This is a genomic window from Prosthecodimorpha staleyi (assembly GCF_018729455.1).
Lineage (GTDB): Bacteria > Pseudomonadota > Alphaproteobacteria > Rhizobiales > Ancalomicrobiaceae > Prosthecodimorpha > Prosthecodimorpha staleyi.
Genome location: NZ_JAHHZF010000010.1, coordinates 194,118 through 220,224 on the forward strand (window position 1 = coordinate 194,118; position 26,107 = coordinate 220,224).

Below are 26,107 nucleotides of genomic sequence, written 5' to 3' on the forward strand. Positions count from 1 at the left end.
AACCATGAACTATCACAAACTCATGGGCGATTTCAGCCGATTGGCCGGCCTCGACGATGTGGAGTTCGAGGACGCCGGCGGCTATTTCGAGATCGGCGGCCAGCCGCTGTTTCTGGCGCACGAGGCGGCCTTCGGGCGCATCACCCTGTCGGCGCCGGTCGCCACGCTCAAGGCGTCGGAGAGCGATCTGGCGGGGCGCCTGCTCGAGCTCAATCTGATGCTGATGCGCAGCGGCGGCTACGCGTTCGGCTACGACCCGGAGACCGCGACCTGCCTGCTGGTCGCCAGCCATCCGATCGCCGCGCTCGACGCCGCCGGGCTCGACGCGGCGATCAGCGCGATCGTCGCCAAGACCGAAGCCGCCCGGGGGCTCGTCCTGCTCGGGCTCGAACTCGACGACGTGGCCGATGCCAAGGCGCTGAACGACCTGATGTCCCGACAGGAAACGACGCTCATCCGCGCTTGAACGGGAGACAGGCCATGGCTTCGATTCTCAACACCCCCAGCATGGCGCAGCTGAAGCAGGTGATCAGCACCTCGCAGGACAGCAGCTTCGTGACGAAGTCCGGCGGGACGCTGACCAAGCCGGACTTCGCGCTTGGCTATACGACGAAGCGCGAGGAGGTCGCCTACAGGAAGCTGTCGGACACGCCGACAGTCAAGTCGCGCGGCGGCGTCGAATTCGGCAAGAAGTCCGGCGTCACGATGGAGACCGTGGTCGCGCTGAGCATGCGCTTCAACACCGGTGCGGCCGAATTCGGCAAATCCCTCCTCAAGGAAAAGCTGATGGATCTTCGGACCAACGGCACCAGCGAATTGGCCCAGCGTCTCTCCCATCTGTCGGAATCCGAGATCGACGAAATGGTCATGACCTTCGCCAACGACAAACCCGAACTGTTCCTCGGCGTCGGGGGCTCGGCGGCCGAGATGCTGTCGAAGGTCGCCGTCAAGACCAAGCACGGCGAGGGCATCGTGCCCCTGAAAAGCCTGGAGACCGATGAGAATCGGGGCGTCGTCAAGGGCGTCCAGCGGGTCACGATCGGCGACCTCAAGGACGTCATCGGGGTCATCGACCGGACCATGAACGCGTCGATCGAAAACCAGCTGCCCGGCTTCGCCACCAAGTGGCTCGACAAGCACGACGAGGCCAATCTGCGCCTCAGCCCCGGCAAGGCCGACGAACTCCTGTCGAATCTCGACCGCCTGTGCGGGATCGAGCGGGACCCGATCGCCTCGCTGCGCCTGTCCAACCACCAGGCCCAGGACCTGCTGTCGACCCTCGACCGGATCGGCAGCTGACCGACCGGCCGCCTGACCGGCCGCGCCTCAGAGCTTCCGCAGTCGAACCTGTTCGATCCGGTGGCTCTTGCCCTTATACAGAATGAGATGGGCGCGCGGCCGGGTCGGGAAGATGGTTTCGCGCAGGTTGACGAGGTTGATGTTGTTCCAGAGATCGTTGGCGATGGTCAGCGCCTCGTCGGTCGAGATCTTGGAATAGCGGTGGAAATAGCTTTGTGGATCGCGGAAGGCGGTCTCGCGCAGGCTCATGAACCGCTCGACATACCATTGGTGCAGGAGCGGTTCCTCGCTGTCGAGATAGATCGAGAAGTCGAAGAAGTCCGAGACGAACGGCACGGCGTTGCCGTCGCGCGGCAGCTTGGTGGTCTGCAGGACGTTGAGGCCTTCGAGGATCAGGATGTCGGGCCGGTCGATCGTGACCTTCCCGCCGGGCACCACGTCGTAGACCAGATGCGAATAGACCGGCGCCTCGACATGGGCCTTGCCGGCCTTGATGTCGGACAGGAACTTCAGCAGAGCCGGGATGTCGTAGCTCTCCGGGAAGCCCTTGCGGCGCATCAGGCCTTCGCGCTCCAGCACCGCATTCGGGTAGAGAAACCCGTCCGTGGTGATCAGGTCGACCTTCGGGCTCGAGGCCCAGCGCGACATCAGCGCCCTGAGGACGCGCGCGGTGGTCGACTTGCCGGCCGCCACCGAGCCGGCCAGGCCGATCACGAACGGCACCTTGCCGTCGCGCACGCCGAGGAAGCGGCTGGTGACGTGGAACAGGTTCTGGGTCGCCTCGACATACATGGAGAGGAGGCGCGACAGCGGCAGATAGATGTCGACGACCTCGTCCAGCTGGATCGGGTCGTTGAGCGAGCGGAGCCGGGCGAGATCCTCCGCCGTCAGCGTCAGCGGGGTTTCGCCGCGGAGGTTGGACCACTCGGCGCGGTCGAACGTCCGGTATGGCGTCGCCTCGGACCCGCGAAGACGGGCGATGGCTTCCGGCGACAGCATCGGTGCCGGAATGTCTTGTGCAACTGCGATCGTCGAGCCTCGGTCCACGTCCGATGCTCCCTTTCGTCGACCGGCCGCGCCGTCGCCGGCGGACCCCCTGCCCCTGACGGCCTGCAAGGCCTGCCGCCGCACCCGATCCGGACGATCGCCCGAAGGACATCGTCCGGTCCGCTTCGACCGGCGGACGCCGGCCGCGACACCCCGTCCGGCGGTCTCACTCCGCGGGCCGGGACGCCTTTTCCTCAAGCCCGGTTCTCACCGTGCGGCTTTCCAGTTCGGCATAGACCTCCGCGAGCGGTACCTCCGCCGCGCGGAGCACCACCAGCAGATGAAACAGCACGTCGGCGGATTCCTTGACCAGTTCGATCCGGTCCCCCGACACCGCCGCCAGAGCGGCTTCGACGCCCTCCTCGCCGAGCTTCTTGGCGCATTTCGCCATGCCCTTATCGAGAAGCTTGCGCGTGTAGGATCCGGGATCGCCCGATCCGGCCCGTACGGCAATGATGGTTTCCAACGCGTCGAGGGTAAAGCCGGACATTCGGACTAGTCTCCGGGCGCCAAAACCGCCCTTGCTGCCGCTTCTTAAGCGTTTCGCCGTCAGGAGTCGAGTCGCATTGGTATACCAGATGCCAGCATATGTTCCTTGGCCTGCCGGATGGTGTAGGTGCCGAAATGGAAGATCGAGGCGGCCAGCACCGCGCTGGCATGGCCTTCCCGGATGCCCTCGACCAGATGGTCGAGCGTGCCGACCCCGCCGGACGCGATCACCGGTACCGACACCGCATCGGCCACAGCGCGGGTCAGTTCCAGGTCGAAGCCGGCCTTGGTGCCGTCCCGGTCCATCGAGGTGAGCAGCAATTCGCCGGCACCGAGACCGACCACTTCGCGCGCATAGCCGATCGCGTCGATGCCGGTGCGGTTGCGCCCGCCATGGGTGAAGACCTCCCATTTCGGCGGCGCGCCCGGCTCGGAAACGCGCTTGGCATCGATGGCGATGACGACCGACTGGCCGCCGACCTTGCGCACTGCGTCGGCGACGAACTGGCGGTCCTTCACGGCGGCCGAGTTGATCGACACCTTGTCGGCGCCCGCCTCCATCAGGTTGCGGATGTCGTCGAGTGTGCGGATGCCGCCGCCGACCGTGACCGGCATGAAGCAGACCTCGGCAGTGCGGCGCACCACGTCGAGGATGATGCCGCGATTCTCGTGGCTCGCCGTGATGTCGAGGAAGCAGAGTTCGTCCGCGCCGGCGGCGTCGTAGGCTTCCGCCGCCTGGACCGGATCGCCGGCATCGACCAGGTCGACGAAGTTGACGCCCTTGACCACCCGACCGTCCTTGACGTCGAGACAGGGAATGACGCGGGCTTTCAGCATGGCGGGTCCGTCGGCAGGTCGGGTCGCCGGACGCGACCGCCCGGCCCCCGTGTCCTATACGACGCCGGCTCCGGAGGCCAGAGCACCGCTTCCGATCAGGCGGCCATCATTTCAGGCGGCGGGCGCCGTGATCCGGTCGGCGTGCTTGGTCGGCCCCGACGGACCGCTGGAGGCGAAGAACCGTGTCGCACTGGCCTCGGGCTCGGCGAAGACGGCCAGTCTGTCGGCCAGCGCCGCCCGGCCTTCGGCCCCGCCGTGGAAGCGCAGGATGCGGGCCTGTCCGTCCGGCGCATAGCCGAGGACGGCGACGGCGGGGTGATCGGTCGCCGACAGGGCGGCGACCATTTCGGCATCCTCGCGCTCCAGGAACCAGAAGGAGAGCGGTGCGGGGCGGGTGGGCTCTTCGGGGCGGCTGATCAGGAGAACGCGGAACCGGTGGTCGCGCACGTCGGTCTTCCTCTGCTCGCGGCACGGGCCTCGAATGCCCGTCTGCCTATGCGATTCCCATGACGGCGGCATGAAGCCCGCTCGGCGGCCTGAAGCCGCTCGGCGGCCTGAAGCCCGCTCGGCCCCCGCCACCGCCGCTCCCCCAACGCGCGCACTGCCGGGGTGGTTCCGACACCTTCGGGCGGAAGAGACCCGGTTCGGCAACGATCGGTCAGCACATGCGGCGAAACCGGGGCGAAGCGGTCGGCCGGGCGCGGGATCGTGACCATGGCGAGGCAGACGCGACCGCTCGGCACATGCCTCATCTGTCGACTCGTGTGTTTTACTCATCGGCGAAATGGTCGAGAAATGTCTCTCGGTTACCTTGTTGTACGATTCCAGCGCCGCCGGCCCTTTCAGACAAGGCCAGGGCGCCAAGCGCCTCTCCAGGACCCCCATGAGCCCCCCGCCTGCCGCCGCCGCGACCCTAGCCGATCTCGAATCCGGGATCGGCCTGGTCGCCCGTCCCGCCCGGATACCGCCGCGTCCCGCCGCCGCACCGGCTGCCCCCGTCGCGACGGCACCGCGCGAGCGGGCGTTGTTCGGGATCGGGCTGATCATACTGTCGACAGTTTTCTTCTCGTCGACGGACGTGATCGCCAAGATGCTGACGGCCCAGATGCCGGCGATCGAGGTCGCCTGGATCCGCTATGCGGTCTTCGTCGCGATCGTGCTGCCCTATGCGGTCGCGGTGCGCGGCACCGGCGCCCTCTCCACAGCGCGGCCGGGCCTGCAGATCCTGCGCGCGCTCGGCATGGTCGGGTCCTCGGTGCTGTTCATCGGCGGCCTGCGTTATCTCCAGGTCGCAGACGCGACGGCGACCAACTTCATCGCCCCGGTCTTCATCACCGCCCTGTCGGTGATCCTGCTGCGCGAGAAGGTCGGCATCCGCCGCTGGATCGCGACCGCGGTCGGCCTGATCGGCGTCCTGATCGTGATCCGGCCCGGGCCGGACGTGTTCCAGTCCGCCGCGCTGATGCCGGCCGGCGCCGCCCTGGTCTGGGCCTTCGCGGCGATCGCGACCCGCATCATGGCCGGCTCGGAACGGCCGGAGACGACGCTGGTCTGGTCGGCGGGGGTCGGCTTCCTGGCGCTGAGCGCCGCCGTGCCCTTCGTCTGGGTGACGCCGACCCAGTCGCAGATCGAACTCGGCATCCTGATCGGGATCGGTTCGACCATCGGCCACGGCATCCTGGTGATCGCCTTCCGGCACGCCTCCGCGTCCGTGCTGGCGCCGTTCAGCTACACGCAGCTGATCTGGGCCTCGATCTTCGGCTTCATGGCCTTCGGCGCGCTGCCGACCGCCTGGACCCTGATCGGCGGCGCGATCGTGGCGGCGAGCGGCCTTTACATCGCCCATCGCGAGCATATCCGCGCCCGGGACGCCCGCCGGGCGGTGGCCTGACCGAGCCTTTTGCCGAGATCCGACGGATGCGCCGGCCGGACCCGTTCCGGCCGGCTTTCGTTTGGCGCGCCGCTTCCCGCCGGGGGTCGGGGACCCCGGACCCGGCGCGCGGTTCGGATCACATGGCGTCGTAGTCGATCACCACATGCGGGCTGGTCGGGTGCGACTGGCAGGTCAGCACGAAGCCGGCCTGCAGTTCCCAGGGTTCGAGCGACCAGTTCGCATCCATCTCGACCGCGCCCTCGAGCACCTTGGCCCGGCAGGTGCAGCACATGCCGCCCTTGCACGAATAGGGCGCCTCCAGCCCGGCGCGCCGTGCCGCGTCGATCAGCGTCTCGCCGGCCGCGACCTCGATCCGGGTGCGCCGGCCGTCGAGCCGGATCTCCGCCGTCGCCGCGCCGCCGGCCGCAACCGCCTCGGCGTCGGACCCGACCCGGGTCGCCACCGGCCGGGCATCGGCCGCCGGGGTGAACAGTTCGACATGGATGCGGTCATGGGCGAGGCCGAGCCCTTCGAGCGTGGTGCGCGCCGCCTCGACCATGTCCTGCGGGCCGCACAGGAAGGCGAGATCGACATGCCCGTCCGGACAGGCGCGCCGCACGATGGTGGCAAGCTTGTCGGCATCGATGCGGCCCGACAGCAGCGGCACGTCCGCGCTCTCGCGGGTCAGCACATGGAACACCGTCAGCCGGTCGAGATGGCGGTCCTTCAGGTCCTCGATCTCGCCGCGGTAGATGATGTCGGCCGAGGTCCGGTTGCCGTCGACCAGCACGAAGCGGCTCTTCGGCTCGCGCGCCAGCACCGACTTCATCAAGGACAGGATCGGCGTGATGCCCGAGCCGGCCGCGACCGCCAGATAGGTGCGCTCGGCCTCGGCCTCCAGCGGCACCGTGAAGCGGCCGGACGGCGTCATCACGTCGAGCCGGTCGCCCGGCTTCAGAGCCGCGCAGGCGAAGCCCGAAAAGCGGCCGCCCTCGACCTTCTTGACCGCGACGCGGATGTCGCCGTCGTCGAGCCCGGACGAGATCGAATAGGAGCGCCGCACCTCCTCGCCGTCGATCTCGGTCCTGAGCGTCAGATACTGGCCGGGCGAGAAGCGATAGGCCTCATCGAGATCGGCCGGCACCTCGAACAGGATCGACACCGCATCGCGGGTCTCCGGGCGGACATCCTTGACGGTGAGCGTGTGGAAGCGCGGGATCATCGAAGACCTCAAGGGGTGGCGGCGGCGTGACGCGTGTGCGGAAAGCGGGACCGGGGCGTGGCGCCCGGCGGGCAGTCGCCCGCTGGCGGGCAATGGCCCGCGGGCGGGCGAAAGCCCGCGGGCGGGTGCCGGCCCGGGCGGCTCAGATGCATTTGAAATAGTCGAACGGTTCCCGGCAGGCGCGGCAGCGGTAGAGCGCCTTGCAGGCCGTCGAGCCGAATTCGGAGATGCGCTCGGTCTCCGGCGAGCCGCAGTGCGGGCAGGCAACGGCCGTCTCGCCGAACAGGGCCCGCCGTCCGCCGGCGCGGCCGACCGGCGGCGCGATGCCGTAGCCGGCAAGCGCCCGGCGGCCGGCCTCGGTCATCAGGTCGGTCGACCAGGCCGGCGACAGCACGGTCGTCACCCTGGCGCCCGGAAAGCCGGCCGCATCGAGCGCGGTCTCGATCTCGACCGCGATCATGTTCATGGCCGGGCAGCCCGAATAGGTCGGCGTGATCACCGCCTCGACCCGGCCGGCCTCATCGAAGCGGATGTCGCGCAGCACGCCCAGATCGGCGATCGACAGCACCGGGATCTCCGGATCGACCACGCCGGCGGCGGCCGCCCAGGCGCGCGCGCGGCGCTCGTCCGCGGCGGCACCGGCGACGCCGGCCGGAACCGCGGGGGAGACCGGCGCGGCCGCCTCGGTGGAGGAAATGGCGGGTTCCATGGCGACCTCCGCCCTACCAGGTGGCGCCCGGATGGGCCCGGGCGAGCGACTGCATGACGGCCAGCATCGAGCCGAGATGCTCGGTATGGACGCCGCGGCGGCCGCCGGTCTGCATCCAGCCGTCGCGCGGCCGGTCGAGCGTGGCTTCCTCCAGAATGGTGTCGACGGTCCGCGACCATTCGGCCTTCAGCGCCGCCCGGTCGACCGCGATGCCGGCCTCGGCCAGCGCGCGCTCATCATCGGGCATCTCGAACATCTCGCCGGTCCAGGGCCAGAGCTCGTCCAGCGCGGCGATCGAGCGCCGGCGGCTCTCGTCGGTGCCGTCGCCGAGGCGGACCAGCCATTCGGCAGCATGGCGCAGATGGTAGGAGACCTCCTTCTCGGCCTTGGCGGCGATGGCGGCGAGCGTCGCGTCGCGCGAGGCGGTCAGGGCGGTCCAGTAGGGCAGCATGAAGGCCGAGACCAGCGCCTGGCGCACGACCGTGAAGGCGAAGTCGCCGTTCGGCAGCTCGTTGACCAGCAGGTTGCCGAAGGCCGCCTCGTCGCGGAAATAGGCGAGATCGTCCTCGCTGCGGCCGCGGCCTTCGACCTCCCCGGCATAGCTGTAGAGCACGCGGGCCTGGCCGATTAGGTCGAGGGCGATGTTGGCCAGCGCCATCTCCTCTTCCAGAGTCGGTGCCCGGCTGGTCCATTCCGAAAGCCGGTGACCGAGCACCAGGGCATCGTCGGCGAGGCGGAGCGTGTAGGCGAAAAGCGGCGTCGACATGGTTCGTCCCTGCCTTCGGCGAACGGATGGAAAGCGCGTGTTCGGCTACGTCCCGCCCACGGCGCGCCGGCACGATGCCGACGGCAGGGCGCTGGCCGGCCATATGACGGCCGGGCGCAGAGACCGGGTCGGAACGCCGGACGGGTCCGGGCCGGGACGCGCGATGCGGTACGGCGCCGGCCTCAAGGCCGGGGCCGCGGCCCGGTCACATATGCCCGACTTCCTCGGGGATCTCGTAGAAGGTCGGGTGCCGGTAGACCTTGGAGGCGGTCGGCTCGAACAGCATGTCCTTGTCGGCCGGATCGGAGGCGACGATCGCCGCCGACGGCACGACCCAGATCGAGAGCCCCTCGCCGCGGCGGGTATAGACGTCGCGCGCGGCGATCAGCGCCATCTCGGCGTCGGGCGCATGGATCGAGCCGCAATGCTGGTGGGCGAGCCCGTTGCGGGAGCGGATGAACACCTCCCAGAGCGGCATCTTCTTCTCGGTCATCGTCATGTCCTCCCGGCCGTCTGGCGCGGCTTTTCGAATGCAGATCGGGTGATCGGGATCACTCGGCCGCGACGCGCCAGGCCGCCGCCTGACGCTGCCGGCGCTTGTCGGCATGGGCGAGCGCCGCCTCGCGCACCCAGGCGCCGTCGGCCTCGGCCTTGCGCTTGGCGGCCAGGCGCTGCCGGTTGCACGGGCCGTCGCCGGCGACCACGCGGGCGAACTCGCTCCAGTCGATCTCGCCATGCTGCCAATGGCCGGTCGCCTCGTCGAAGGCGAGGTCCGGGTCGGGGAAGGTCAGGCCCAGGAAATGGCCCTGCGGCACGGTCGCGTCGATGAATTTCTGGCGCAGCTCGTCATTGCTGAAGCGCTTGATCTTCCAGGCCATGGTCTGGCCGGAATGGACCGACTCCGTGTCGGACGGCCCGAACATCATCAGGCTCGGCCACCACCAGCGATTCAGCGCGTCCTGCGCCATGGCCTTCTGCTCCGGCGTGCCGCGGCACAGCGTCAGCATCAGCTCGTAGCCCTGGCGCTGGTGAAAGCTCTCCTCCTTGCAGACGCGGATCATCGCGCGCGCATAGGGGCCGTAGGAGCAGCGGCAGAGCGGGATCTGGTTCATGATCGCCGCGCCGTCGACCAGCCAGCCGATCGCGCCGATATCGGCCCAGTTCAACGTCGGATAGTTGAAGATCGAGGAATATTTCGCCTTGCCGGAGACGAGCTGCTCGACCAGTTCCTCGCGGCTGACGCCGAGCGTCTCGGCGGCGGCATAGAGATACATGCCGTGGCCGCCTTCGTCCTGGACCTTGGCCAGCAGCGCAGCCTTGCGACGCAGCGACGGGGCGCGCGTGATCCAGTTGCCCTCTGGCTGCATGCCGATGATCTCGGAATGGGCATGCTGGGAGATCTGCCGCACCAGCGTCCGGCGATAGGCCGCCGGCATCCAGTCGTTCGGCTCGATCTTCTCCTCGGCGTCGATGCGGGCCTGGAAGCGGGCTTCGAGGACCGAATCCTCGGCGGCGGCCTGCGGGTCGAGCGTGTTCAGCGCCTGGGTATACATGGGCGTCCTCCTCGCCTGCCGCCTGTCCCCGGCGACCTGGAATTAGTATATGTCACGAAATTTCGATCTTCAAGCGGTTTTCTGTAACATATCGACACCCGCGGACAGGCGCCCTCGGCAGTGGGCGCCGGCATTCAGATCGACAGATCAGACCGGAGGGAAGCGGCGGGCGAGGCGGTCGTCCGGCGGCGGCAGAGGGCCGTCGAGGCTCTTCGCCTCGCGATCGAGCCAGGCCTCGGCGGGCGCCAGCACGCGGCCGTAGAGTCGCCCGGCCAGCGCACGGGCGGCCCGGCCCGGCCAGTCGGCGGGCAGGATTTCGGCCGGCAGCAGCGGGTCGCGCAGGGCGAGGCGGCGGAATTCGTGCACCACCGCGATCCGGACCGCCAGCGCCTCGATCGCCACCAGGTCGGGACCCGCCGCGACGGCCGCCTCGACGGCCGAAAAATCGGCCAGGAACTGCCGGTAGGCCTGCGCCACGCCTTCGAGCGGCCAGAGCCCGGCGGCATAGCGCGGCGCTTCCGCGGGCGGTCCGGCGGCGTCCAGGCAGGCGCAGGCCGCCAGATCGGGCAGGCGGCCGGAATAGAGCCGGCCGTCCGCGCCGAGCGGCGCCATGGCGAGGCCGGGCGCGACCAGCGCGAAGCCCTGCCGGATCAGGGCCGCGCGGGTCTCCGCCAACGCCTCGCCGGCCGGCGCCAGGAAGGCGAGCCGCCAGCGCCCGTCCCAGGGCCGCTCGACGAAACGATAGATCTGCGGCGCGACGCGACGGGTATCGGCCTCCGCGGCCGGGCTGAGCGAGGCGAAGCTGTTGCGCCCGACGCGGATGCGCTCGAGCAGGCCGTCGGCGGCGAGCCGGGTCAGCGCGGTGCGCACGACGCCGGCATCGAGCCCGAGCGATCCGGCCATGTCCTGCAGGCTGCCGACCCCGATCGAGCCGCCGCGCGGCGAGATGCAATCGCCGAACATGGTGACGATCAGCGACCAGGCGCGGATCGGCGTGCGCCGGTGCAGCACTTCAAGCGCCAGCGCAAGGGCCGGATGGCGGATGGCCGGCAGCACGGCGCCGACCGGCAGGGCGCGCTCAGGCACGGCCGAGCCTGTCGGCGATCAGGGCGACGATGCGGTCGGCGACCGCCGCCTTGGGCAGGTCCGGCCAGTCCTCGATGCCCTCGCGCGCGACGATCCGCACGGTGTTGCGATCTCCGCCCATGATGCCGGTCTCCGGCGACACGTCGTTGGCGACGATCAGGTCGGCGCCCTTGCGCTCGAGCTTGGCGGTGGCATTGGCGATCAGGTTCTCGGTCTCCGCCGCGAAGCCGACGACGAGGCGCGGCCGCAGCGTCGGGTGCCGGCCGACCGTGGCCAGGATGTCGGGATTCTCGACCAGATTCAGGGCGGGCGCCCCGGCCGGCCCCTTCTTGATCTTCTCGTCGGCCTCCGACGCCACGCGCCAGTCGGCGACCGCCGCCGCCATCACGGCCACGTCGGCGGGAAGCGCGGCCTCGACGGCGGCCAGCATCTCGCGCGCGGTCTCGACATGCACCACCATGACGCCGGGCGGGTCGGCGATGGTCACCGGGCCGGCGACCAGCACGACGGTCGCGCCGGCCGCGGCGGCCGCGGCCGCAATGGCATGGCCCTGCTTGCCGGAGGAACGGTTGGCGATGTAGCGGACCGGATCGATCGGTTCGTGGGTCGGCCCGGAGGTGATCACGATGCGCCGGCCGGCAAGCGGACCCGGCCGCGTCGCGATGGCCGGATCGGCGGCGAGCAGCGCCTGTCCGGGGAGGCGCCGCGGCGACAGCATGGCCTCGATGGCGGCCAGGATCTCCATCGGCTCGGCCATCCGGCCGGGACCGAATTCGCCCCGCTCGGCCATGGCGCCGACATTCGGACCGACCATCGCGATGCCGTCCGCGGCCAACCGGTCGCGATTGCGGCGGGTCGCCGGGTGGTCCCACATGCGCGGATTCATGGCCGGCGCGACCAGCACCGGCTTGTCGGTGGCGAGCAGGATGTTGGCGGCGAGGTCGTCACAGATCCCGTTGGCCATCTTGGCGATAAGATTGGCGGTCGCCGGCGCGACCACGATCAGATCGGCCTCGCGCGACAGGCGGATATGGCCGATCTCGTGCTCGGCGGTCAGGTCGAACAGGTCCGCATGGACCCGGTCCTCGGTCAGCGCCCCAACCGAGAGCGGGGTGACGAATTCCTTCGCCGCCGCGGTCATCACCGCGCGCACCTTGGCGCCGCGCTCCTTCAGCCGCCGGATCAGGTCCAGCACCTTGTAGGCGGCGATGCCGCCGCCGATGATCAGTAGAATGCGCTTGCCCTGCAGCATCGTCGCTCCGGTTCGGCCGGGAGTTCGCGGGCGCGCATCATAATGCGGTTCGGGGCTTGGTGGAAACCGGATCGCCATCCGGACGCCCATCGAAACAACAGCTTGCTCCCCATCGACGATCATCCGCAAAGCCGCGGCGCGGCCGGCAGCATCGACAGGTTTGCGCCCCTCACGCGTTGGCGAGGATCATGTTGCGGACGTTGGGATAGATCTGGCCTTCCCATTTGCGGCCGGAGAAGACGCCGTAATGGCCGACGCCGGCCTGCATGTGGTGGCGCTTCAGGAAGGGGCGCAGGCTGGAACAGAGGTCGTGGGCAGCGACCGTCTGGCCGAGCGCGCAGATGTCGTCGCGCTCGCCCTCGACGGTCAGCAGCGCGGTGCGCCGGATCGCCTTCGGATTGACCGTGCGGCCGCGGAAGGTCAGCTCGCCCTTGGCGAGCAGGGCGCGCTGGAACACGAAATCGACCGTCTCGATGTAGAATTCCGCCGGCAGGTCGAGGACCGCAAAATATTCGTCGTAGAAGGTCTTGATCGCCTCGGCCTCGGCGGTCTCGCCGCGCGCCAGATGATCGTACAAAGCCTGGTGCTGCTTGACGTGGCGCTCCATGTTCATGGTCATGAAGGCCATCAGCTGGATGAAACCGGGATAGACCCGCCGCCCGCCGCCGCGATGGCGCGCCGGCACGCTGGCGAGCAGCGTGTCCTCGAACCAGCGGATCGGTTTCGAGGTGGCCAGTTCGTTGACCTTGGTCGGGTTGATGCGGGTATCGACCGGCCCGGCCATCAGCGTCATGGTCTTCGGCGTCGCCGGATTGTCGTCCTCGGCCATGATGGCGGTGGCGGCCAGCACCTGGACGCAGGGCTGGCAGACGGCGATCACGTTGGCGCCGGGGCCGAGCACCTCCAGGAAGCGGATGACGTGCTCGACATAGTCCTCAAAGCCGAAGCGGCCGGCCGAGACCGGCACGTCGCGGGCATTGTGCCAGTCGGTGATGTAGACGTCATGATCGGCCAGCAGGGTGCGCACGGTGGCGCGCAGCAGCGTGGCGAAATGGCCCGACAGCGGCGCCACGAGCAGCACCTTGGGCTGGACGATGTCGACATCCTTGCGGAAGCGCAGCAGCGTGCCGAACGGCGTCGAGAAGGTCGCCTCCTCGGTGACCGTCGCCTCGCGGTTGCCGGTGGTCACGGCGGTGATGCCGTAGTCCGGCCGGTGATGCGACATCCGCATCCGGCTGACCATTTCCCATTGGGCTGCCATGCGCCGTGATCCCGGCAGTCCCCCGGCGCGCGCCCAGTCGCCCCAATAGTCGAGCGCTCCGGCCGCCGCGGCACGGATCGGCTCCATCAGGTCGTCCTGGCACTGGTAGGCGAAATAGAGCATCCGGCCCAACCCCCTGGAGCGCCCGGCGTCCGGCGGACGCTGTCGGGCGATCTACCGATATGATGCCGCAGCAGGTTTCCGTGGCCCGGCGATCCCGCCCGGCCGCCGGGTGTTGCGGCGTCAGACCCGCGCTTACGCATTTGCCCGCTGGTCTCATGTGGAAACGCTAGTGCAATTCTTTTTGCGCTGCGAGATAATTCTCAGCGCACCTGCTCACACGGGCGCAGCGCGGCGCGAGGGCACGGGGCCACCGCCACCAGGGGAACGACATGGCACGGGCGACACTGACCATTTCGAGCAAGAACTATTCGTCCTGGTCGCTGCGCGGCTGGCTGCTCTGCCGGATGGCCGGCCTCGACGTGCAGGAACAGGTGATGCCGCTCGACGATCCGTCGACCAAGGCCGAACTGCTGCTTCTGTCGCCGTCCTTCCTGGTGCCCTGCCTGACCCATGACGGCGCCCGGGTCTGGGATACGCTGGCGATCGCCGAATATCTGGCGGAGCTGAAGCCCAAGGCCGGCATCCTGCCGTCCGACCGCATCCAGCGCGCCCATTGCCGCGCGATCGCCGGCGAAATGCATTCCGGCTTCTACAATCTGCGCTCCGCCCTGCCGATGAATCTTCGAGCCCACTATCCCGACTTCAAGGTCTGGAACGGCGCGCTGCCGGACATCGACCGGATCGTCACCATCTGGCGCGAATGCCTGACGGCCTCCGGCGGGCCGTTCCTGTTCGGCGCCAAGCCGACCGTCGCCGACGCCATGTACGCGCCGGTCTGCACCCGCTTCGTCACCTACGACGTGAAGCTGGATGCGCCCTGCAAGGCCTATTGCCAGACCATCCTGGCCTGGGCACCGATGGCGGAATGGATCGCGGCGGCCAAGTCCGAGCCGGAGGAACTGGAAGAACTCGACGTCGAATTCTGAGCACCGGGCCGCAGCAAAGGCCCGGCCCATCGGGGCTTGGCCAAGTCCCGGCCTGGCGGGGCCAGACCAGTCCGCCGATATTTCGTCCCGCCGGCATGCCCACCTCCGAACCTTTTCGCCGCTCGCGGGTTGATGATCAGCGGCGAAGGCGAGGCCCTTTCGCCCCGGTCTCGCTGTTCCTATCCGGGTGCGCCCTGCCGACCCAATGGCGTGCCCGCTTCCTCCCGGCACCTTCCTGATTCTCAAAGCCTTTTCCTGACGGCACGGCCGGCGGCACACCCATTGGCCGCGGTGCGGTCGCCCTCCGATACACGAAGCCCGACCCGCGCGGCGACCGCGCGCCCCCCTGGGATCGCGACCGCCATCCGGCCGCCACCGCACGCACGCCTCGCCAAGCTCCCATCGCCGGTCGACCGGCCGCCGCTTTCCGACAAGGACGTCACCATGGATCCCTGGACCCGCCTGTTCTTCGACACGACGCGCTTCATGATGGGTGCGCAGGCGGCAAGCCTCAACGCCGCAGTGACCATCACGCATCGCCTGCCGCATTTCGCCGCCCTGGCCCTGAACCCGACCCGACCGCCGAGTGCGGAGGTCAAGCGCGCCGCCTCCGAGAAGATGACCGCCGCCTGGCAGGGCGCCCTCGCCGGCGGCGCGGCGGCACAACAACTGGCCATGGACTACGCCATGGGCCGCCTGCGTCCGGAACATCTGCCCGGCCGCTCGCTCGCCATCGCCGAGACGGCGCTCCGCCCGGCCCTCAAGCGCGTGCGCTCGAATGCCCGGCGGTTGACGCGAAGCTGATCGGTTCGAAGCCGGCCGACACGGCGACGACGCAGGAGACGGGGCACGGACAGGCCGGGACGTGGCCCCGATCGGCCGGCCCCGCCCTGCCCGTGCGCGTCGCGGGTATCCGCGCGCCCGGAGCGGCACGGAGATGACGCGCCTGCCCGGCAGGCCCGAATCCGAAGGATTTGAAGTATTCCATAGTCCGAAATTAACATTCCTGGGCAAGACTACCGCGCGTCGGCTCAAGACAAAGCGGGAGGCGCAGTCCGGTGAACCACACTTCCTTCCTGCCGGACCGCGCGCAGAACATTCCCTTGGCGGCTCTTCTGGGCGCCCTGAGCTATGCGCTCGACCTGACCGAGGGGCAACCGGTCGGCCATTGCGTTCGCTCGACCTGGATCGGCATGCAGGTCGGCCGCCGGATGGGGCTGCCGGAAGACCAGCTCTGGGACCTCTACTACACGATCCTGCTCAAGGACCTCGGCTGTTCCAGCAATGCGGCGCGCATCTGCGAACTCTACCTGTCCGACGACCTTGCCTTCAAGCGCGACGCCAAGACGATGGGGTCGAGCCTGCCCAAGGTGCTCGGCTTCATCCTGTCCCATACCGGCCGGCGCTCCGCCCTCGGCGACCGCCTACGCGCCCTGCTCAACATCATGCGCGAAGGCGAGACCATCGTCGACGACCTGATCCAGACGCGCTGCCATCGCGGAGCGGCGATCGCCCGCAGCCTGCGCTTCCCCGCCGGCGTTTCCGAAGGAGTCCATTCGCTCGACGAGCACTGGGACGGCCAGGGCCGGCCGGACCGCCTCGCCGGCACGGCCATCCCGATCAACGCGCGGATCGCACTCCTCGCGCAGGTCGCCGACGTGTTCCACTCGGCGGCCGGCCGCGAGGCGTCGCTGACCGAAGTGCGCGCCCGCAAGGGCAACTGGCTCGACCCGGAGGCGGTCGCCTGTTTCGAAGCCGCCGCGGCCGACCCGGCCTTCTGGGCGACGCTGGCCTCGGAGGGCATCGCCGATGTGGTCTTCGCGCTGGCCCCGGCCCGGAGCACCATCACGGTCGACGAGGACTATCTCGACGACATCGCCCGCGCCTTCGCGCAGATCGTCGATTCCAAGAGCCCGTTCACGTCCGGCCATTCGGAGCGCGTCGCGCTCTATGCCGATCTGATCGCCGCCGAGATGGACTATCCGCCGGCGCGGCGACGCTGGCTGAAGCGGGCCGCCCTGCTGCACGATATCGGCAAGCTGGGCGTCTCCAATGCCATCCTCGACAAGAACGGCAAGCTCGACGACGAGGAATGGCGCCAGATGCGCCGCCACGCCGCCCTGTCGGAGGAGATCCTGTCGCGCGTGCCGGTCTTCTGCGAGATGGCCCGCATCGGCGGCGCCCATCACGAACGCCTCGACGGCAGGGGCTATCCGCGCGGATTGCGCGGCGACGAGATCGAGGAGGAGACGCGCATCGTCTCGGTCGCCGACGTGTTCGACGCCCTCACGGCGGACCGGCCCTACCGGGCGGCCATGCCGGTCGCGAAGGCTTTCGGAATCATGCGCGCCGATGCCGGAACGGCCTTCGACCCGGCCTGCCTTGCCGCCCTGGAGCGGGCGATCCAGGCCTCCGAGGGCCGGCTCGCCCTCGTCGCCTGATCGCGGCGGCGGCCTGCGGGGCCGCAGACGCGGATCACTGCAGCATATGGGTCATCAGCGCGCGCAATTCCGCCGGCTTGACCGGCTTCAGCATCAGTTCCGCGCTGGAGGCGGCCGCCTGCTGGGCAACCTCGTCGCCATGGTCGGCGGTGACCACGATGGCCGGAATGTCCCAGCCGAAGCGCCGGCGCAGCACCCGGATCGCCTCTATGCCGGTCCGGCCGGCATCGAGATGGTAGTCGGCCAGAACCAGATCCGGCGCCCGGCCCTCCGCCTCGAAGGCGGTCACCACCGCGTCGATGCTGCGCCCGGCCGCGACCCGGCAGGACCAGCGTTCCAGCAGCGCCGTGGTCGCCTCGCGCACCGCCTCGTCGTTCTCGACCAGCGCGACCAGCGCCCCGGACAGGCCGAAGCCTTGCAGCGAGCGGGTCATCAGGTTCTCCAGAGCCACCGGCAGGACCGGTTCGGCGCGCGGCAGGACCAGCGAGAAGACCGTGCCGCGGCCAACCGTCGAGGTCAGCGACAGCAGGTGACCGAGCGCACCGACCAGGCGCTGCACGATCGACAGGCCAAGCCCGAGGGCGATCTCGCCATCGTCGGCTTCGGTGCCGCCGCGGTGGAATTCCTCGAAGATGGCCAGATGCCGGTCGGGCGGGATGCCGGCGCCGGTATCGACCACGTCGATGCGCAGATGGTCGGGTCCGCGTGCCCGCACCCCGACCAGCGCACCGCCGCGCTCGGTGTAGCGCAGCGCATTGGAGACCAGATTCTGCAGGATGCGGCGCAGCATGACCGGATCGGTCACCGCCCAGGCGGTGGTCGGCGCGATCACCAGGCGCAGGCCCTTGCGGCGCGCGATGGGGCGGAAATCCGATTCGAGTGCTGCCAGCACCTCGGCGATCGGCACCGCCGTCAGGTTCGGCACCATCACGCCGGCATCGAGCTTGGACATGTCGAGCAGCGTGCGCAGCAGGCTCTCGATCGTGTTGAGCGATCGGTCGATCTGGCGGACGAAGCGGCGGCCCTCCTCGGAGACGCGGGTGTCCGAAAGCGCCGAGACCGACAGGCGTGCCGCATTGACGGGCTGCAGGAGATCGTGGCCGGCCGCCGCCAGGAAACGCGTCTTGGAGCGGTTGGCCTCTTCGGCGGCATCCTTCGCAGTCTTCAGTTCCTCGTTGGTGCGCTCCAGCTTGCGCAGCGTCCGGGTCAACTCGTCGGTGCGCTCGCGGATCTGCCGTTCGAGGCCGATCGCCGTCTGGAACAGCGAGAAGGCCGAGCCCTGACTGTCCATCGACCGCTCGACGCGGTCGATCAGCACCGAATTGACCTTCTCGAGCCGGGCGACCCGCGTCTCGAGTTCCGCGATCCGGACGGCGGCCGGATCGGCAGGCGAGCGACTGCTTTCGCTCACCGGAGCGCCTCCCGGCGTCCGATTGCCACCCCGGTGAAGGTCTGGTTCAGATGCATGGTGCGGTACTGTTCGCCATAAGTGTTGAAGCCGACCACCCTGTGCTTCAGGTAGAGATCGTTGACCTGCCGGATGACCTGCCGGTTCTGGGCATCGAGGCGGCGCAGTACACAGTCGAAACCGATCAGAGCCTCGATCCCGCCGACCGCCTTGTCGACCTCGCCGAGGGCGCGGCCGAGCGCACCGACCAGATCGACCGGCCGGGCCGCGGTCAGCACCACGCCGGTATCGATGGCGCAGAAGAAGGACAGGCTGCCGTCCTCGTTCATCTTCTGGATCGAGCGCGAATAGTATTCGCCGCCGACCCGGACCAGGACCGGATGGGAGGCGAAGGAGAGCGGACCGAGGGTGGCGCCATCCAGGCCGACCGCCTCCGCATAGGCGAGCGAGGCCGGCTCGGCGTTGATCTCCGACACGGTGCGGGTCTCGCCGTCGCATTCGGTCACGACCAGCTTCACGTCGGTCGGCTCGAAATGCTCCGAGCGGATCAGTTCGAAGGGGTGGTCGGTGTGGATCAGGACCAGGATCCCGGCATTGTTCCAGGCCCGGCCGTCGTGGAACACCCAGGTATTGCGGAAATCCAGTCCGTCGCCGCAGGAGCCGCCGACCAGCGGCATGTTGTCCAGACAGCGCTGCAGCGCGGCGACCACCACCTCCTCGCGCCGGCACATCCCGTCCAGAAAGGTCATCGCGAAGGTGGCACCCTCGGCAAGGCCGGCGGTCCGGCGGGCGAGGCGCGACTGCAGCGGCCAGACGATTTCCGGCCCCTGCTCGACCGTGAAGCTGCGCAGGTCCGGCAGGAGTGCGGTTTCGACGACGAAGCCGTCGCGCGGCAGGGCCACGACCACGAGGCTGCCCTCGTCCAGGCCTTCGGGGCCGATCTCCCCGGCCGTGGTGCCGCCGGCATAACCGATGCCCGGAAACCGCTCCGTCAGCCCGGCCGCAAGGCCGGCGGGATCATAGACCGGGCTGGCGAAGACCAGCAGGAAGCCGATGGCACCCGGATCGCCGAGAACGCCGGCGATCTGGTCGAGCGCCGTGGACACGCCATCCGCATGGGCCGACGCGGTCATGATTCCCCCGGACGATCGCGCCGGCCGGGCCGCAACGGCGGTCATGCCGCCGGCAGGGCCGGCCCCGGCGGCGACGCCGGCCGGACCGGTCGCGATCCCGCTCTCAGCCTTCATATCGTCCGATCCCTGGCGTCTCCCGGCAGCCCGCTTCTGCGTCGCGCCGCCGCCCGGCCGCGTGCGGGCCGAAAAATGTAACAGATCCGGCGCAGCCGGGCCAAGCCGGCGCCGACCGAAAGTACAATTCCCGCTCGCCGGGGCCGGACATAACCTCCGGCCCGCATTGCAGTCGTCGTCTCCGGCAGGCACTGTCGACCCGGCGCGCGGCGTCAGGCAGGGCGCGGGCGATGGCGGCCCTGGGCACAGGGCTCCGTGGGAGACGGAGCTCCGGTGGGACGGGAGCATCGCGGGGGGACGCGACGGCGGCGCGCCGCAATGCCAAGAGGGATGCCGGCACGACGGCATCTGAATTTGCGTGACGGGAGGATGTCCGATGGAAATGTCCGGCGAGTACCGGATCCCCGCCCCGCGGGAGAAGGTTTGGGCGGCGCTCAACGACCCTGCGATCCTGAAGGCCTGCATTCCCGGCTGCGAAAGCCTGGACATGGCTTCGCCGACCGAGATGACCGCCAAGGTCGTGGCCAAGATCGGCCCCGTGAAGGCGACCTTCACCGGCAAGGTTCATCTCAACGACATCGTGCCGCCGGAGAGCTACACGATCTCCGGCGAGGGCCAGGGCGGCGTCGCCGGCTTCGCCAAGGGCGGCGCCGACGTGAAGCTGACGCCGGACGGCGCCGGCACGCTGCTGGTCTACCACGCCAAGGCGCAGATCGGCGGCAAGCTTGCTCAACTCGGCGCGCGGCTGATCGATTCCACCGCCAAGATGATGGCCGACCAGTTCTTCGCGAAATTCGCCGAACTGGCCGGCGGCGGTGCCGAGGACGAAGCCGACACTGCCCCGGCCGCCGCAGCGGGCGCAGCCGCGGCGGTCTCCGCCGCGCCGGCACCGGCTGGCACTGCGGCTTCGGCGGCTTCGGCAGCCCCGGCTCCGGCGGCAACGCCCGCGGCCGCGCCGCGGACCAGCGCCTCCCCGGCCGGCGCCGCGACCCCGTCGGCCAAGTCCGGCGGGATCCCGTCGGCCAAGTCCGGCGGGATCCCGTCGTGGATCTGGATCGTCGCGGCCCTTGCGCTGGCGCTGATCGTTTGGAAACTTAAGGCCTGACGGCGGTCTCGCGCCCGGGAGGGCGGGATCGATCGACAGGCAGACAACGACCGTGAGCCCGAAGGGCGACGGCGCCCCGGGCCAGATAGGGAGGAGTTCGAATGACGACCGTTTCCATGACGGTGAACGGGCGGCAGGTCTCGGCGGATGTCGAGGACCGTACGCTGCTCGTCGACTACCTGCGCAATGCGATCAACCTGACCGGCACGCATGTCGGCTGCGACACCTCGCAGTGCGGCGCCTGCGTGGTCCATGTCGACGGCCGCGCCGTCAAGTCCTGCACCATGCTGGCCGTCCAGGCGTCCGGCTCGGCGGTGACCACCATCGAGGGTCTCGCCACCGGCGACGAGCTGCACCCGGTCCAGGCCGCGTTCCGCGAACATCATGGCCTGCAGTGCGGATTCTGTACGCCCGGCATGATCATGACGGCGGTCGACATGATCCGGCGTCACGGCGGCCAGCTCGACGAGGCGACCGTCCGGCACGAGCTGGAAGGCAACATCTGTCGCTGCACGGGCTACCACAATATCGTGAAGGCCATTCTGGACGCCGCCGCCAAGATGCAGATGCCGGCCGCCGCCGAGTAACGGCGCGCGAGCGGTCGACCGGTCCGGTCGCCGGACCCGCCTGGCCCGCGCGCCGATCGTTCGGCGACACGGGTGGCGGTTCTGGGAGGCCGCCCAGCCGAAGGCGCGGGTGATCGCGCGCGGGGCGCGGGCGGGTCCGGGGCCGTGAACGGCCGACATGCGACTGCACTGGCCATGCGAACAAGCCGACGGTCATGTCGGCAATATTGGGATCGGTCCTGGGAGGGACGATATCATGGGTATGGAAGGGATCGGACAGCGCGTCGTCCGCAAGGAAGACAAGCGCTTCATCACCGGTAAGGGCAAGTATACCGACGACGTGAAGCTGGTCGGCATGACGCACGCCCATTTCGTGCGCTCGCCCCACGCCCACGCCAAGGTCGTTTCGATCGATTCCGCCGCCGCCCTGGCCATGCCGGGCGTGATCGCGGTGCTGACCGGCGCCGAACTGGTCGCCGACCGCATCGGCAACCTGATCTGCGGCTGGATGGTCCATTCCAAGGACGGCAGCCCGATGAAGATGGGCGCCTATCCGGCCATGGCGCCGGAGACGGTGCGCTATGTCGGCCAGGCGGTCGCGGTGGTGATCGCCGAGACCAAGAACCAGGCCCGCGATGCGGCGGAAGCGGTCGCGGTCGAGTATGAGGAACTGCCGGCGGCCACCACCGTCGCCGCCGCGCTGGCCCCCGACGCGCCGCAGCTGCACCCGGAAGCGGCCGGCAACCGCGTTTACGAATGGTCGATCGGCGACAAGGCCGCGACCGAAGCCGCCTTCTCGGGTGCCGCCCATGTGGTGTCGATGGACATCACCAACAACCGCCTCGTCCCGAATCCGATGGAGCCCCGCTCGGCGGTGGCCAACTACGATTCCGGCGACGACGCGCTGACGCTCTGGACCACCTCGCAGAACCCGCATGTGGCCCGGCTGGTGCTCTCGGCCTTCTACAACATCGCCCCGGAACACAAGCTGCGCGTGATCGCGCCGGATGTCGGTGGCGGCTTCGGCTCGAAGATCTACATCTATCCGGAAGAGATCGTCTGCCTCTGGGCGGCGCGCAAGGTCAACCGGCCGATCAAGTGGACCTCGGACCGCACCGAGGCCTTCCTGACCGATGCCCACGGCCGCGACCACATCTCCAAGGCCGAGATGGCCTTCGATGCCGACCACAAGATCCTCGGCCTGCGCGTCCACACCTACGCGAATTTCGGCGCCTACATGTCGCTGTTCTCGTCGTCGGTGCCGACCTATCTCTACGCCACGCTGCTCTCCGGGCAGTATGTCATCCCGGCCATCTATGCCGAGGTCGACGGCGTCTACACCAACACGGTGCCGGTCGACGCCTATCGCGGCGCGGGCCGCCCCGAGGCGACCTATCTGCTCGAGCGCATGATGGAGACCGCGGCGCGTCAGTTCGGCCTCGATCCGACCGATCTGCGGCGCAAGAACTTCATCACGAGCTTCCCGTACCAGACGCCGGTCATCATGACCTACGACGCCGGCGACTATAACGCCTCGCTCGACGCGGCCCTGAAGGCGGTCGACTATGCCGGCTTCCCGGCCCGCAAGGCGGCGGCGGCGGCGCGCGGCAAGCTGCGCGGCATCGGCTTCTCCTGCTACATCGAAGCCTGCGGCATCGCCCCGTCCAAGGCGGTCGGCTCGCTCGGCGCCGGCGTCGGCCTGTGGGAATCGGCGGAAGTGCGCGTCAACCCGGTCGGCACCGTCGAGGTCCTGACCGGCTCGCACAGCCACGGCCAGGGCCACGAGACCACCTTCGCGCAGCTCATCTCCGAGCGGCTCGGCATCGGCATCGACCAGGTTTCGATCGTCCACGGTGACACCGACAAGGTGCAGTTCGGCATGGGCACCTACGGCTCGCGCTCCGGCGCGGTCGGCATGTCGGCCATCGTCAAGGCGATGGACAAGGTCGAGGCCAAGGCGCGCAAGATCGCCGCGCATCTGATGGAAGCCGCCGAGGGCGACATCGTCATCGAGGGCGGCGAGTTCAAGGTCGCCGGCACCGACAAGAAGATGCCCTTCGCGCTGGTCGCGCTGGCCGCCTATACCGGCCACAACCTGCCGGACGGCATGGAGCCGGGCCTGAAGGAAGGCGCCTTCTACGATCCGACCAACTTCACCTTCCCGGCCGGCACCTATGTGTGCGAGGTCGAGATCGATGCCGATACCGGCAAGACCGAGGTGGTCAACTTCGTCGCCGCCGACGATTTCGGGCGCATGATCAACCCGATGATCGTCGAGGGTCAGGTCCATGGCGGTCTCGCCCAGGGCATCGGCCAGGCACTGCTGGAAGGCACGGTCTATTCGGACGACGGTCAGCTGATGACCGCCTCCTACATGGACTACTGCATGCCGCGCGCGGACGACCTGCCGTCCTTCGACCTGCACCACACCACGACCCTGTGCCCGGGCAATCCGCTCGGCATCAAGGGCTGCGGCGAGGCGGGCGCGATCGGCTCGCCGCCGGCGGTGATCAATGCGATCACCGACGCGATCGGCCACAACGACATGTCCATGCCGGCGACCCCGGCCAAGGTCTGGGCCGCGATCCACGGCCGGGCCGCTGCAGAGTGATCTGATCCCGTCTGGCCGCCGGCACCCCCGGCGGCCATTCTCCCATTCCCGGCGCCCGCCGCGCGCGCTCTCGGATCTGCCGAGACCCCGGCCGGACGCGGAACCGAACGTTCCGGAGGACAGCATGTACGCCACCAATTTCAGCCGCGCCGCGAATCTCGCCGACGCCAGTGCCAAGATGGGCGCGGCCACCGACGGCAAGTATCTGGCCGGCGGCCAGACCCTGATCCCGACCATGAAGCAGCGCCTCGCCGCGCCGAGCGACCTGATCGACCTGACCCGCATCCCGGATCTCTCCGGCATCAAGGCCGATGCCGACACCGTCACGATCGGCGCCGCCACGCGCCACTACGATGTCGCCACCTCGGCCACCGTTCGCGGTGCCATCCCGGCCATCGCGGCGCTCGCCGCCGGCATCGGCGATCCGGCCGTGCGCCACATGGGCACGATCGGCGGTTCGATCGCCAACAACGACCCGGCTGCCGACTATCCGGCCGCCGTACTGGCGCTCGGCGCCGGCATCATCACCGACAAGCGCACCATCTTCGCAGAAGCCTGGTTCCAGGGCCTGTTCTCGACGGCGCTCGGCACGGACGAGATCGTCAAGGCGATCCAGTTCCCGATCCCCGCCAAGGCGGCCTACGCCAAGTTCCCGAACCCGGCCTCGCGCTATGCGCTGGCCGGCGTCTTCGTCGCCAAGATGAAGAACGGTTCGGTCCGCGTCGCCGCGACCGGCGTCGGCGAGGGCGGCGTGCTGCGCTTCCCGGCGCTCGAAGCCGCCCTGCAGGCCAACTGGTCGGCCGCCGCCATCGCCAACGTCGCCGTCTCGCCGGAAGGCCTGCTCTCCGACATCCACGGCTCGGCCGAATACCGCGCCAACCTGATCAATGTCATGGCCCGCCGGGCCGTGGCTGCCGCCGGCTGAGAACGCCGTACCGCGGAATGGCGATCCTCGAAGCCGCCCGGCCCGCCGGGCGGCTTCTTGCATCGGGACAGGGGGCGGGTCCGCGCCCGGCGCCGACCGTCAGTCGACCGTACGGAACCCGGTCTCGGCGACGAGGCCGCCCTGCCGGTCGAACACCACGATCTCCAGCGCGATGCCGGTCCCGACCAAGGGCCGCGCCGCCGTCGCCCAAGCCGCCTCCGCGACGAGACGGCCGAGATCGAGGCTGGCGGCCCGCGCCATCTCCATGACTTCGAGCGCGCTGTTGGCACCCCGCGCGGCGGCGACCAGGTCGGCCGCGGCACCGGCCTCGGCAAGGCGTCCGGCCAGCCAGTCGAGATCGACGGCGCCGCGCTTGGAATGGAGATCCAGGAGGCCCTGGCCGAGCTTGGCCATCTTGGCGAAGCCGCCGCACACCGTGACCCGGGCGACCGGGTGGGCGCGAATGTATTTCAGCATGCCGCCGACGAAGTCGCCCATGTCGATCAGCTGGACCTCGTCGAGCCCGTGCAAGACCCGCACTGCATCCTCCGAGGTCGATCCGGTCGAACCCGCGACGTGATCGAAGCCCATGGCGCGCGCCACATCGATGCCGCGGTGGATCGAGTGGATCCAGGCCGCGCAGGAATAGGGCACGACGATCCCGGTCGTCCCCAGGATCGACAGCCCGCCGACGATGCCGAGCCGGCCGTTGAGCGTGCGCTCGGCCAGCCGCGCGCCGCCCGGGATGGCAATCTCGATCTCGACATCCCCCGACACAACATCGCCCGACACAACGTCGCCCGATAGAACATCGCCGGAGCGGCCGAGCCGGCCGGCGACCTCGGCGATCGCCTCGCGCATCATCCGCCGCGGCACCGGGTTGATCGCCGGCTCGCCCGGCGGGATCGGCAGGCCCGGCCGGGTCACCGTGCCGACGCCCTCGCCGGCCCTGAAGGTCACCCCGGACCCGACCGGACCGAAGCGCAAAGTGGCGGTGACCAGCGCGCCATGGGTCACGTCCGGATCGTCGCCCGCATCCTTGACAATGCCGGCCCGGGCCCAGCCGGCCCCATGCTCCTGCAGGGCCAATGTGAAGGCGGGCGTCTCGCCGCCGGGCAGCCGGATCGACACGGGGTCCGGGAAGGCGCCGGTCAGCAGCGCCTCGCAGGCGGCCTTGGCGGCGGCGGTCGCGCAGGCGCCCGTGGTCCAGCCGCGGCGCAACGCGGTGCCGGCCGGCGGCTCGCCCGTCTCGAGCGTCGGGTCCGGCGTCGCATCCGCGTCGTTCGGGTCGGGATTTGCGCTTTCGTCCATCGGCTTCTCTCCTATAAGAAGCCGGATGCCGGGCAAAGCCGGCAGAGGGC

The 26,107-nt window shown here is 69.5% G+C and carries 25 protein-coding genes; 10 read left to right on the top strand and 15 right to left on the bottom strand.

Annotated features, from left to right (window positions below; genetic code table 11):
• Positions 1 to 4 precede the first annotated feature (4 nt).
• A complete protein-coding gene (locus tag KL771_RS20140) occupies positions 5 to 466 on the top strand; it encodes a type III secretion system chaperone (protein ID WP_261970309.1) in 462 nt (153 codons plus the stop codon).
• A 14-nt stretch (positions 467 to 480) separates the two neighbouring features.
• On the top strand, positions 481 to 1,299 hold the full coding sequence (locus KL771_RS20145; protein WP_261970310.1) for a hypothetical protein: 819 nt from the start codon (positions 481 to 483) through the stop codon (positions 1,297 to 1,299).
• A 27-nt stretch (positions 1,300 to 1,326) separates the two neighbouring features.
• Here KL771_RS20145 and coaA read toward each other — a convergent pair whose 3' ends face one another.
• The 4 genes from coaA to KL771_RS20165 form a co-directional block, all read right to left on the bottom strand.
• Entirely contained in the window at positions 1,327 to 2,298 is a 972-nt protein-coding gene (coaA, locus tag KL771_RS20150) for a type I pantothenate kinase (protein WP_261970397.1), read from the bottom strand.
• Between the two features lie 214 nt (positions 2,299 to 2,512).
• The gene (locus KL771_RS20155) at positions 2,513 to 2,836 is read right to left on the bottom strand and encodes a phosphoribosyl-ATP diphosphatase (RefSeq protein WP_261970311.1); all 324 of its coding nucleotides are present in this window, start codon (positions 2,834 to 2,836) and stop codon (positions 2,513 to 2,515) included.
• Between the two features lie 59 nt (positions 2,837 to 2,895).
• Positions 2,896 to 3,672: an imidazole glycerol phosphate synthase subunit HisF gene (gene hisF / locus KL771_RS20160; protein ID WP_261970312.1), complete on the bottom strand. Its 777-nt coding sequence runs from the start codon at positions 3,670 to 3,672 to the stop codon at positions 2,896 to 2,898.
• Positions 3,673 to 3,783: 111 nt separating this feature from the next.
• A complete protein-coding gene (locus KL771_RS20165; protein ID WP_261970313.1) occupies positions 3,784 to 4,119 on the bottom strand; it encodes a hypothetical protein in 336 nt (111 codons plus the stop codon).
• Between the two features lie 436 nt (positions 4,120 to 4,555).
• On the opposite strand from KL771_RS20165, the gene KL771_RS20170 reads away from it, so the two are divergent.
• A complete protein-coding gene (locus tag KL771_RS20170) occupies positions 4,556 to 5,563 on the top strand; it encodes a DMT family transporter (protein WP_261970314.1) in 1,008 nt (335 codons plus the stop codon).
• A 118-nt stretch (positions 5,564 to 5,681) separates the two neighbouring features.
• Here the strand turns inward: KL771_RS20170 and paaE are convergent, their stop codons facing one another.
• The 8 genes from paaE to KL771_RS20210 all read right to left on the bottom strand — a co-directional run bounded on the left by paaE (position 5,682) and on the right by KL771_RS20210 (position 13,517).
• Entirely contained in the window at positions 5,682 to 6,767 is a 1,086-nt protein-coding gene (paaE, locus tag KL771_RS20175) for a 1,2-phenylacetyl-CoA epoxidase subunit PaaE (protein WP_261970315.1), read from the bottom strand.
• A 142-nt stretch (positions 6,768 to 6,909) separates the two neighbouring features.
• Positions 6,910 to 7,476 (bottom strand): 1,2-phenylacetyl-CoA epoxidase subunit PaaD, encoded by a 567-nt coding sequence (gene paaD, locus KL771_RS20180; RefSeq protein WP_261970316.1) that lies wholly within the window; start codon positions 7,474 to 7,476, stop codon positions 6,910 to 6,912.
• 13 nt (positions 7,477 to 7,489) lie between these two features.
• Positions 7,490 to 8,242 carry a 1,2-phenylacetyl-CoA epoxidase subunit PaaC gene (gene paaC / locus KL771_RS20185; protein WP_261970317.1) on the bottom strand — a complete coding sequence of 251 codons (753 nt, stop codon included), beginning with the start codon at positions 8,240 to 8,242 and terminating at the stop codon, positions 7,490 to 7,492.
• A gap of 205 nt (positions 8,243 to 8,447) precedes the next feature.
• Positions 8,448 to 8,735 (bottom strand): 1,2-phenylacetyl-CoA epoxidase subunit PaaB, encoded by a 288-nt coding sequence (paaB, locus tag KL771_RS20190; RefSeq protein ID WP_261970318.1) that lies wholly within the window; start codon positions 8,733 to 8,735, stop codon positions 8,448 to 8,450.
• 58 nt (positions 8,736 to 8,793) lie between these two features.
• Positions 8,794 to 9,795, bottom strand: coding sequence for a 1,2-phenylacetyl-CoA epoxidase subunit PaaA (gene paaA / locus KL771_RS20195; protein WP_261970319.1), 1,002 nt, complete (start codon positions 9,793 to 9,795; stop codon positions 8,794 to 8,796).
• Positions 9,796 to 9,942: 147 nt separating this feature from the next.
• Positions 9,943 to 10,881, bottom strand: coding sequence for a PaaX family transcriptional regulator C-terminal domain-containing protein (locus KL771_RS20200; RefSeq protein WP_261970320.1), 939 nt, complete (start codon positions 10,879 to 10,881; stop codon positions 9,943 to 9,945).
• The gene (gene coaBC / locus KL771_RS20205) at positions 10,874 to 12,133 is read right to left on the bottom strand and encodes a bifunctional phosphopantothenoylcysteine decarboxylase/phosphopantothenate--cysteine ligase CoaBC (RefSeq protein WP_261970321.1); all 1,260 of its coding nucleotides are present in this window, start codon (positions 12,131 to 12,133) and stop codon (positions 10,874 to 10,876) included. The genes KL771_RS20200 and coaBC overlap by 8 nt, the downstream gene beginning before the upstream one ends.
• 169 nt (positions 12,134 to 12,302) lie before the next feature.
• Positions 12,303 to 13,517: a polyhydroxyalkanoate depolymerase gene (locus tag KL771_RS20210; RefSeq protein ID WP_261970322.1), complete on the bottom strand. Its 1,215-nt coding sequence runs from the start codon at positions 13,515 to 13,517 to the stop codon at positions 12,303 to 12,305.
• Between the two features lie 269 nt (positions 13,518 to 13,786).
• Between KL771_RS20210 and KL771_RS20215 the strand changes: the two genes are divergently transcribed.
• The 3 genes from KL771_RS20215 (at position 13,787) to KL771_RS20225 (ending at position 16,884) form a co-directional block, all read left to right on the top strand.
• Entirely contained in the window at positions 13,787 to 14,443 is a 657-nt protein-coding gene (locus KL771_RS20215) for a glutathione S-transferase family protein (protein WP_261970323.1), read from the top strand.
• Positions 14,444 to 14,887: 444 nt separating this feature from the next.
• Entirely contained in the window at positions 14,888 to 15,247 is a 360-nt protein-coding gene (locus tag KL771_RS20220; protein WP_261970324.1) for a hypothetical protein, read from the top strand.
• A 254-nt stretch (positions 15,248 to 15,501) separates the two neighbouring features.
• Positions 15,502 to 16,884, top strand: coding sequence for an HD-GYP domain-containing protein (locus tag KL771_RS20225; protein WP_261970325.1), 1,383 nt, complete (start codon positions 15,502 to 15,504; stop codon positions 16,882 to 16,884).
• Positions 16,885 to 16,918: 34 nt separating this feature from the next.
• Here the strand turns inward: KL771_RS20225 and KL771_RS20230 are convergent, their stop codons facing one another.
• Positions 16,919 to 18,295 carry an ATP-binding response regulator gene (locus tag KL771_RS20230; protein WP_261970326.1) on the bottom strand — a complete coding sequence of 459 codons (1,377 nt, stop codon included), beginning with the start codon at positions 18,293 to 18,295 and terminating at the stop codon, positions 16,919 to 16,921.
• Positions 18,292 to 19,425, bottom strand: coding sequence for an FIST N-terminal domain-containing protein (locus tag KL771_RS20235; RefSeq protein ID WP_261970327.1), 1,134 nt, complete (start codon positions 19,423 to 19,425; stop codon positions 18,292 to 18,294). Before KL771_RS20235 ends, KL771_RS20230 begins: the two co-directional genes overlap by 4 nt.
• A gap of 490 nt (positions 19,426 to 19,915) precedes the next feature.
• On the opposite strand from KL771_RS20235, the gene KL771_RS20240 reads away from it, so the two are divergent.
• From KL771_RS20240 to KL771_RS20255, 4 genes are all read left to right on the top strand, one after another.
• A complete protein-coding gene (locus KL771_RS20240) occupies positions 19,916 to 20,644 on the top strand; it encodes an SRPBCC family protein (RefSeq protein ID WP_261970328.1) in 729 nt (242 codons plus the stop codon).
• A gap of 101 nt (positions 20,645 to 20,745) precedes the next feature.
• On the top strand, positions 20,746 to 21,231 hold the full coding sequence (locus KL771_RS20245; RefSeq protein ID WP_261970329.1) for a (2Fe-2S)-binding protein: 486 nt from the start codon (positions 20,746 to 20,748) through the stop codon (positions 21,229 to 21,231).
• A 235-nt stretch (positions 21,232 to 21,466) separates the two neighbouring features.
• Complete coding sequence (locus KL771_RS20250) at positions 21,467 to 23,821, top strand: xanthine dehydrogenase family protein molybdopterin-binding subunit (protein ID WP_261970330.1); 2,355 nt, start codon at positions 21,467 to 21,469, stop codon at positions 23,819 to 23,821.
• A gap of 124 nt (positions 23,822 to 23,945) precedes the next feature.
• Positions 23,946 to 24,746, top strand: a complete 801-nt coding sequence (locus KL771_RS20255; protein ID WP_261970331.1) for an FAD binding domain-containing protein — start codon at positions 23,946 to 23,948, stop codon at positions 24,744 to 24,746.
• 99 nt (positions 24,747 to 24,845) lie between these two features.
• Here the strand turns inward: KL771_RS20255 and KL771_RS20260 are convergent, their stop codons facing one another.
• The gene (locus tag KL771_RS20260; RefSeq protein ID WP_261970332.1) at positions 24,846 to 26,057 is read right to left on the bottom strand and encodes a cobalt-precorrin-5B (C(1))-methyltransferase; all 1,212 of its coding nucleotides are present in this window, start codon (positions 26,055 to 26,057) and stop codon (positions 24,846 to 24,848) included.
• Positions 26,058 to 26,107 lie beyond the last annotated feature (50 nt).

Bases quoted from the DNA above. Each gene is read 5' to 3' on its own strand.
- hisF (WP_261970312.1), bottom strand. From the start codon at position 3,672: ATGCTGAAAGCCCGCGTCATTCCCTGTCTCGACGTCAAGGACGGTCGG.
- KL771_RS20245 (WP_261970329.1), top strand. From the start codon at position 20,746: ATGACGACCGTTTCCATGACGGTGAACGGGCGGCAGGTCTCGGCGGAT.
- KL771_RS20250 (WP_261970330.1), top strand. From the start codon at position 21,467: ATGGGTATGGAAGGGATCGGACAGCGCGTCGTCCGCAAGGAAGACAAG.
- KL771_RS20235 (WP_261970327.1), bottom strand. From the start codon at position 19,425: ATGACCGCGTCGGCCCATGCGGATGGCGTGTCCACGGCGCTCGACCAG.
- paaD (WP_261970316.1), bottom strand. From the start codon at position 7,476: ATGGAACCCGCCATTTCCTCCACCGAGGCGGCCGCGCCGGTCTCCCCC.
- KL771_RS20170 (WP_261970314.1), top strand. From the start codon at position 4,556: ATGAGCCCCCCGCCTGCCGCCGCCGCGACCCTAGCCGATCTCGAATCC.
- KL771_RS20255 (WP_261970331.1), top strand. From the start codon at position 23,946: ATGTACGCCACCAATTTCAGCCGCGCCGCGAATCTCGCCGACGCCAGT.
- KL771_RS20215 (WP_261970323.1), top strand. From the start codon at position 13,787: ATGGCACGGGCGACACTGACCATTTCGAGCAAGAACTATTCGTCCTGG.
- KL771_RS20155 (WP_261970311.1), bottom strand. From the start codon at position 2,836: ATGTCCGGCTTTACCCTCGACGCGTTGGAAACCATCATTGCCGTACGG.
- paaE (WP_261970315.1), bottom strand. From the start codon at position 6,767: ATGATCCCGCGCTTCCACACGCTCACCGTCAAGGATGTCCGCCCGGAG.
- paaC (WP_261970317.1), bottom strand. From the start codon at position 8,242: ATGTCGACGCCGCTTTTCGCCTACACGCTCCGCCTCGCCGACGATGCC.
- KL771_RS20260 (WP_261970332.1), bottom strand. From the start codon at position 26,057: ATGGACGAAAGCGCAAATCCCGACCCGAACGACGCGGATGCGACGCCG.
- coaA (WP_261970397.1), bottom strand. From the start codon at position 2,298: ATGCTGTCGCCGGAAGCCATCGCCCGTCTTCGCGGGTCCGAGGCGACG.
- coaBC (WP_261970321.1), bottom strand. From the start codon at position 12,133: ATGCTGCAGGGCAAGCGCATTCTACTGATCATCGGCGGCGGCATCGCC.
- paaA (WP_261970319.1), bottom strand. From the start codon at position 9,795: ATGTATACCCAGGCGCTGAACACGCTCGACCCGCAGGCCGCCGCCGAG.
- KL771_RS20210 (WP_261970322.1), bottom strand. From the start codon at position 13,517: ATGCTCTATTTCGCCTACCAGTGCCAGGACGACCTGATGGAGCCGATC.
- KL771_RS20145 (WP_261970310.1), top strand. From the start codon at position 481: ATGGCTTCGATTCTCAACACCCCCAGCATGGCGCAGCTGAAGCAGGTG.
- KL771_RS20140 (WP_261970309.1), top strand. From the start codon at position 5: ATGAACTATCACAAACTCATGGGCGATTTCAGCCGATTGGCCGGCCTC.
- KL771_RS20220 (WP_261970324.1), top strand. From the start codon at position 14,888: ATGGATCCCTGGACCCGCCTGTTCTTCGACACGACGCGCTTCATGATG.
- paaB (WP_261970318.1), bottom strand. From the start codon at position 8,735: ATGACCGAGAAGAAGATGCCGCTCTGGGAGGTGTTCATCCGCTCCCGC.
- KL771_RS20240 (WP_261970328.1), top strand. From the start codon at position 19,916: ATGGAAATGTCCGGCGAGTACCGGATCCCCGCCCCGCGGGAGAAGGTT.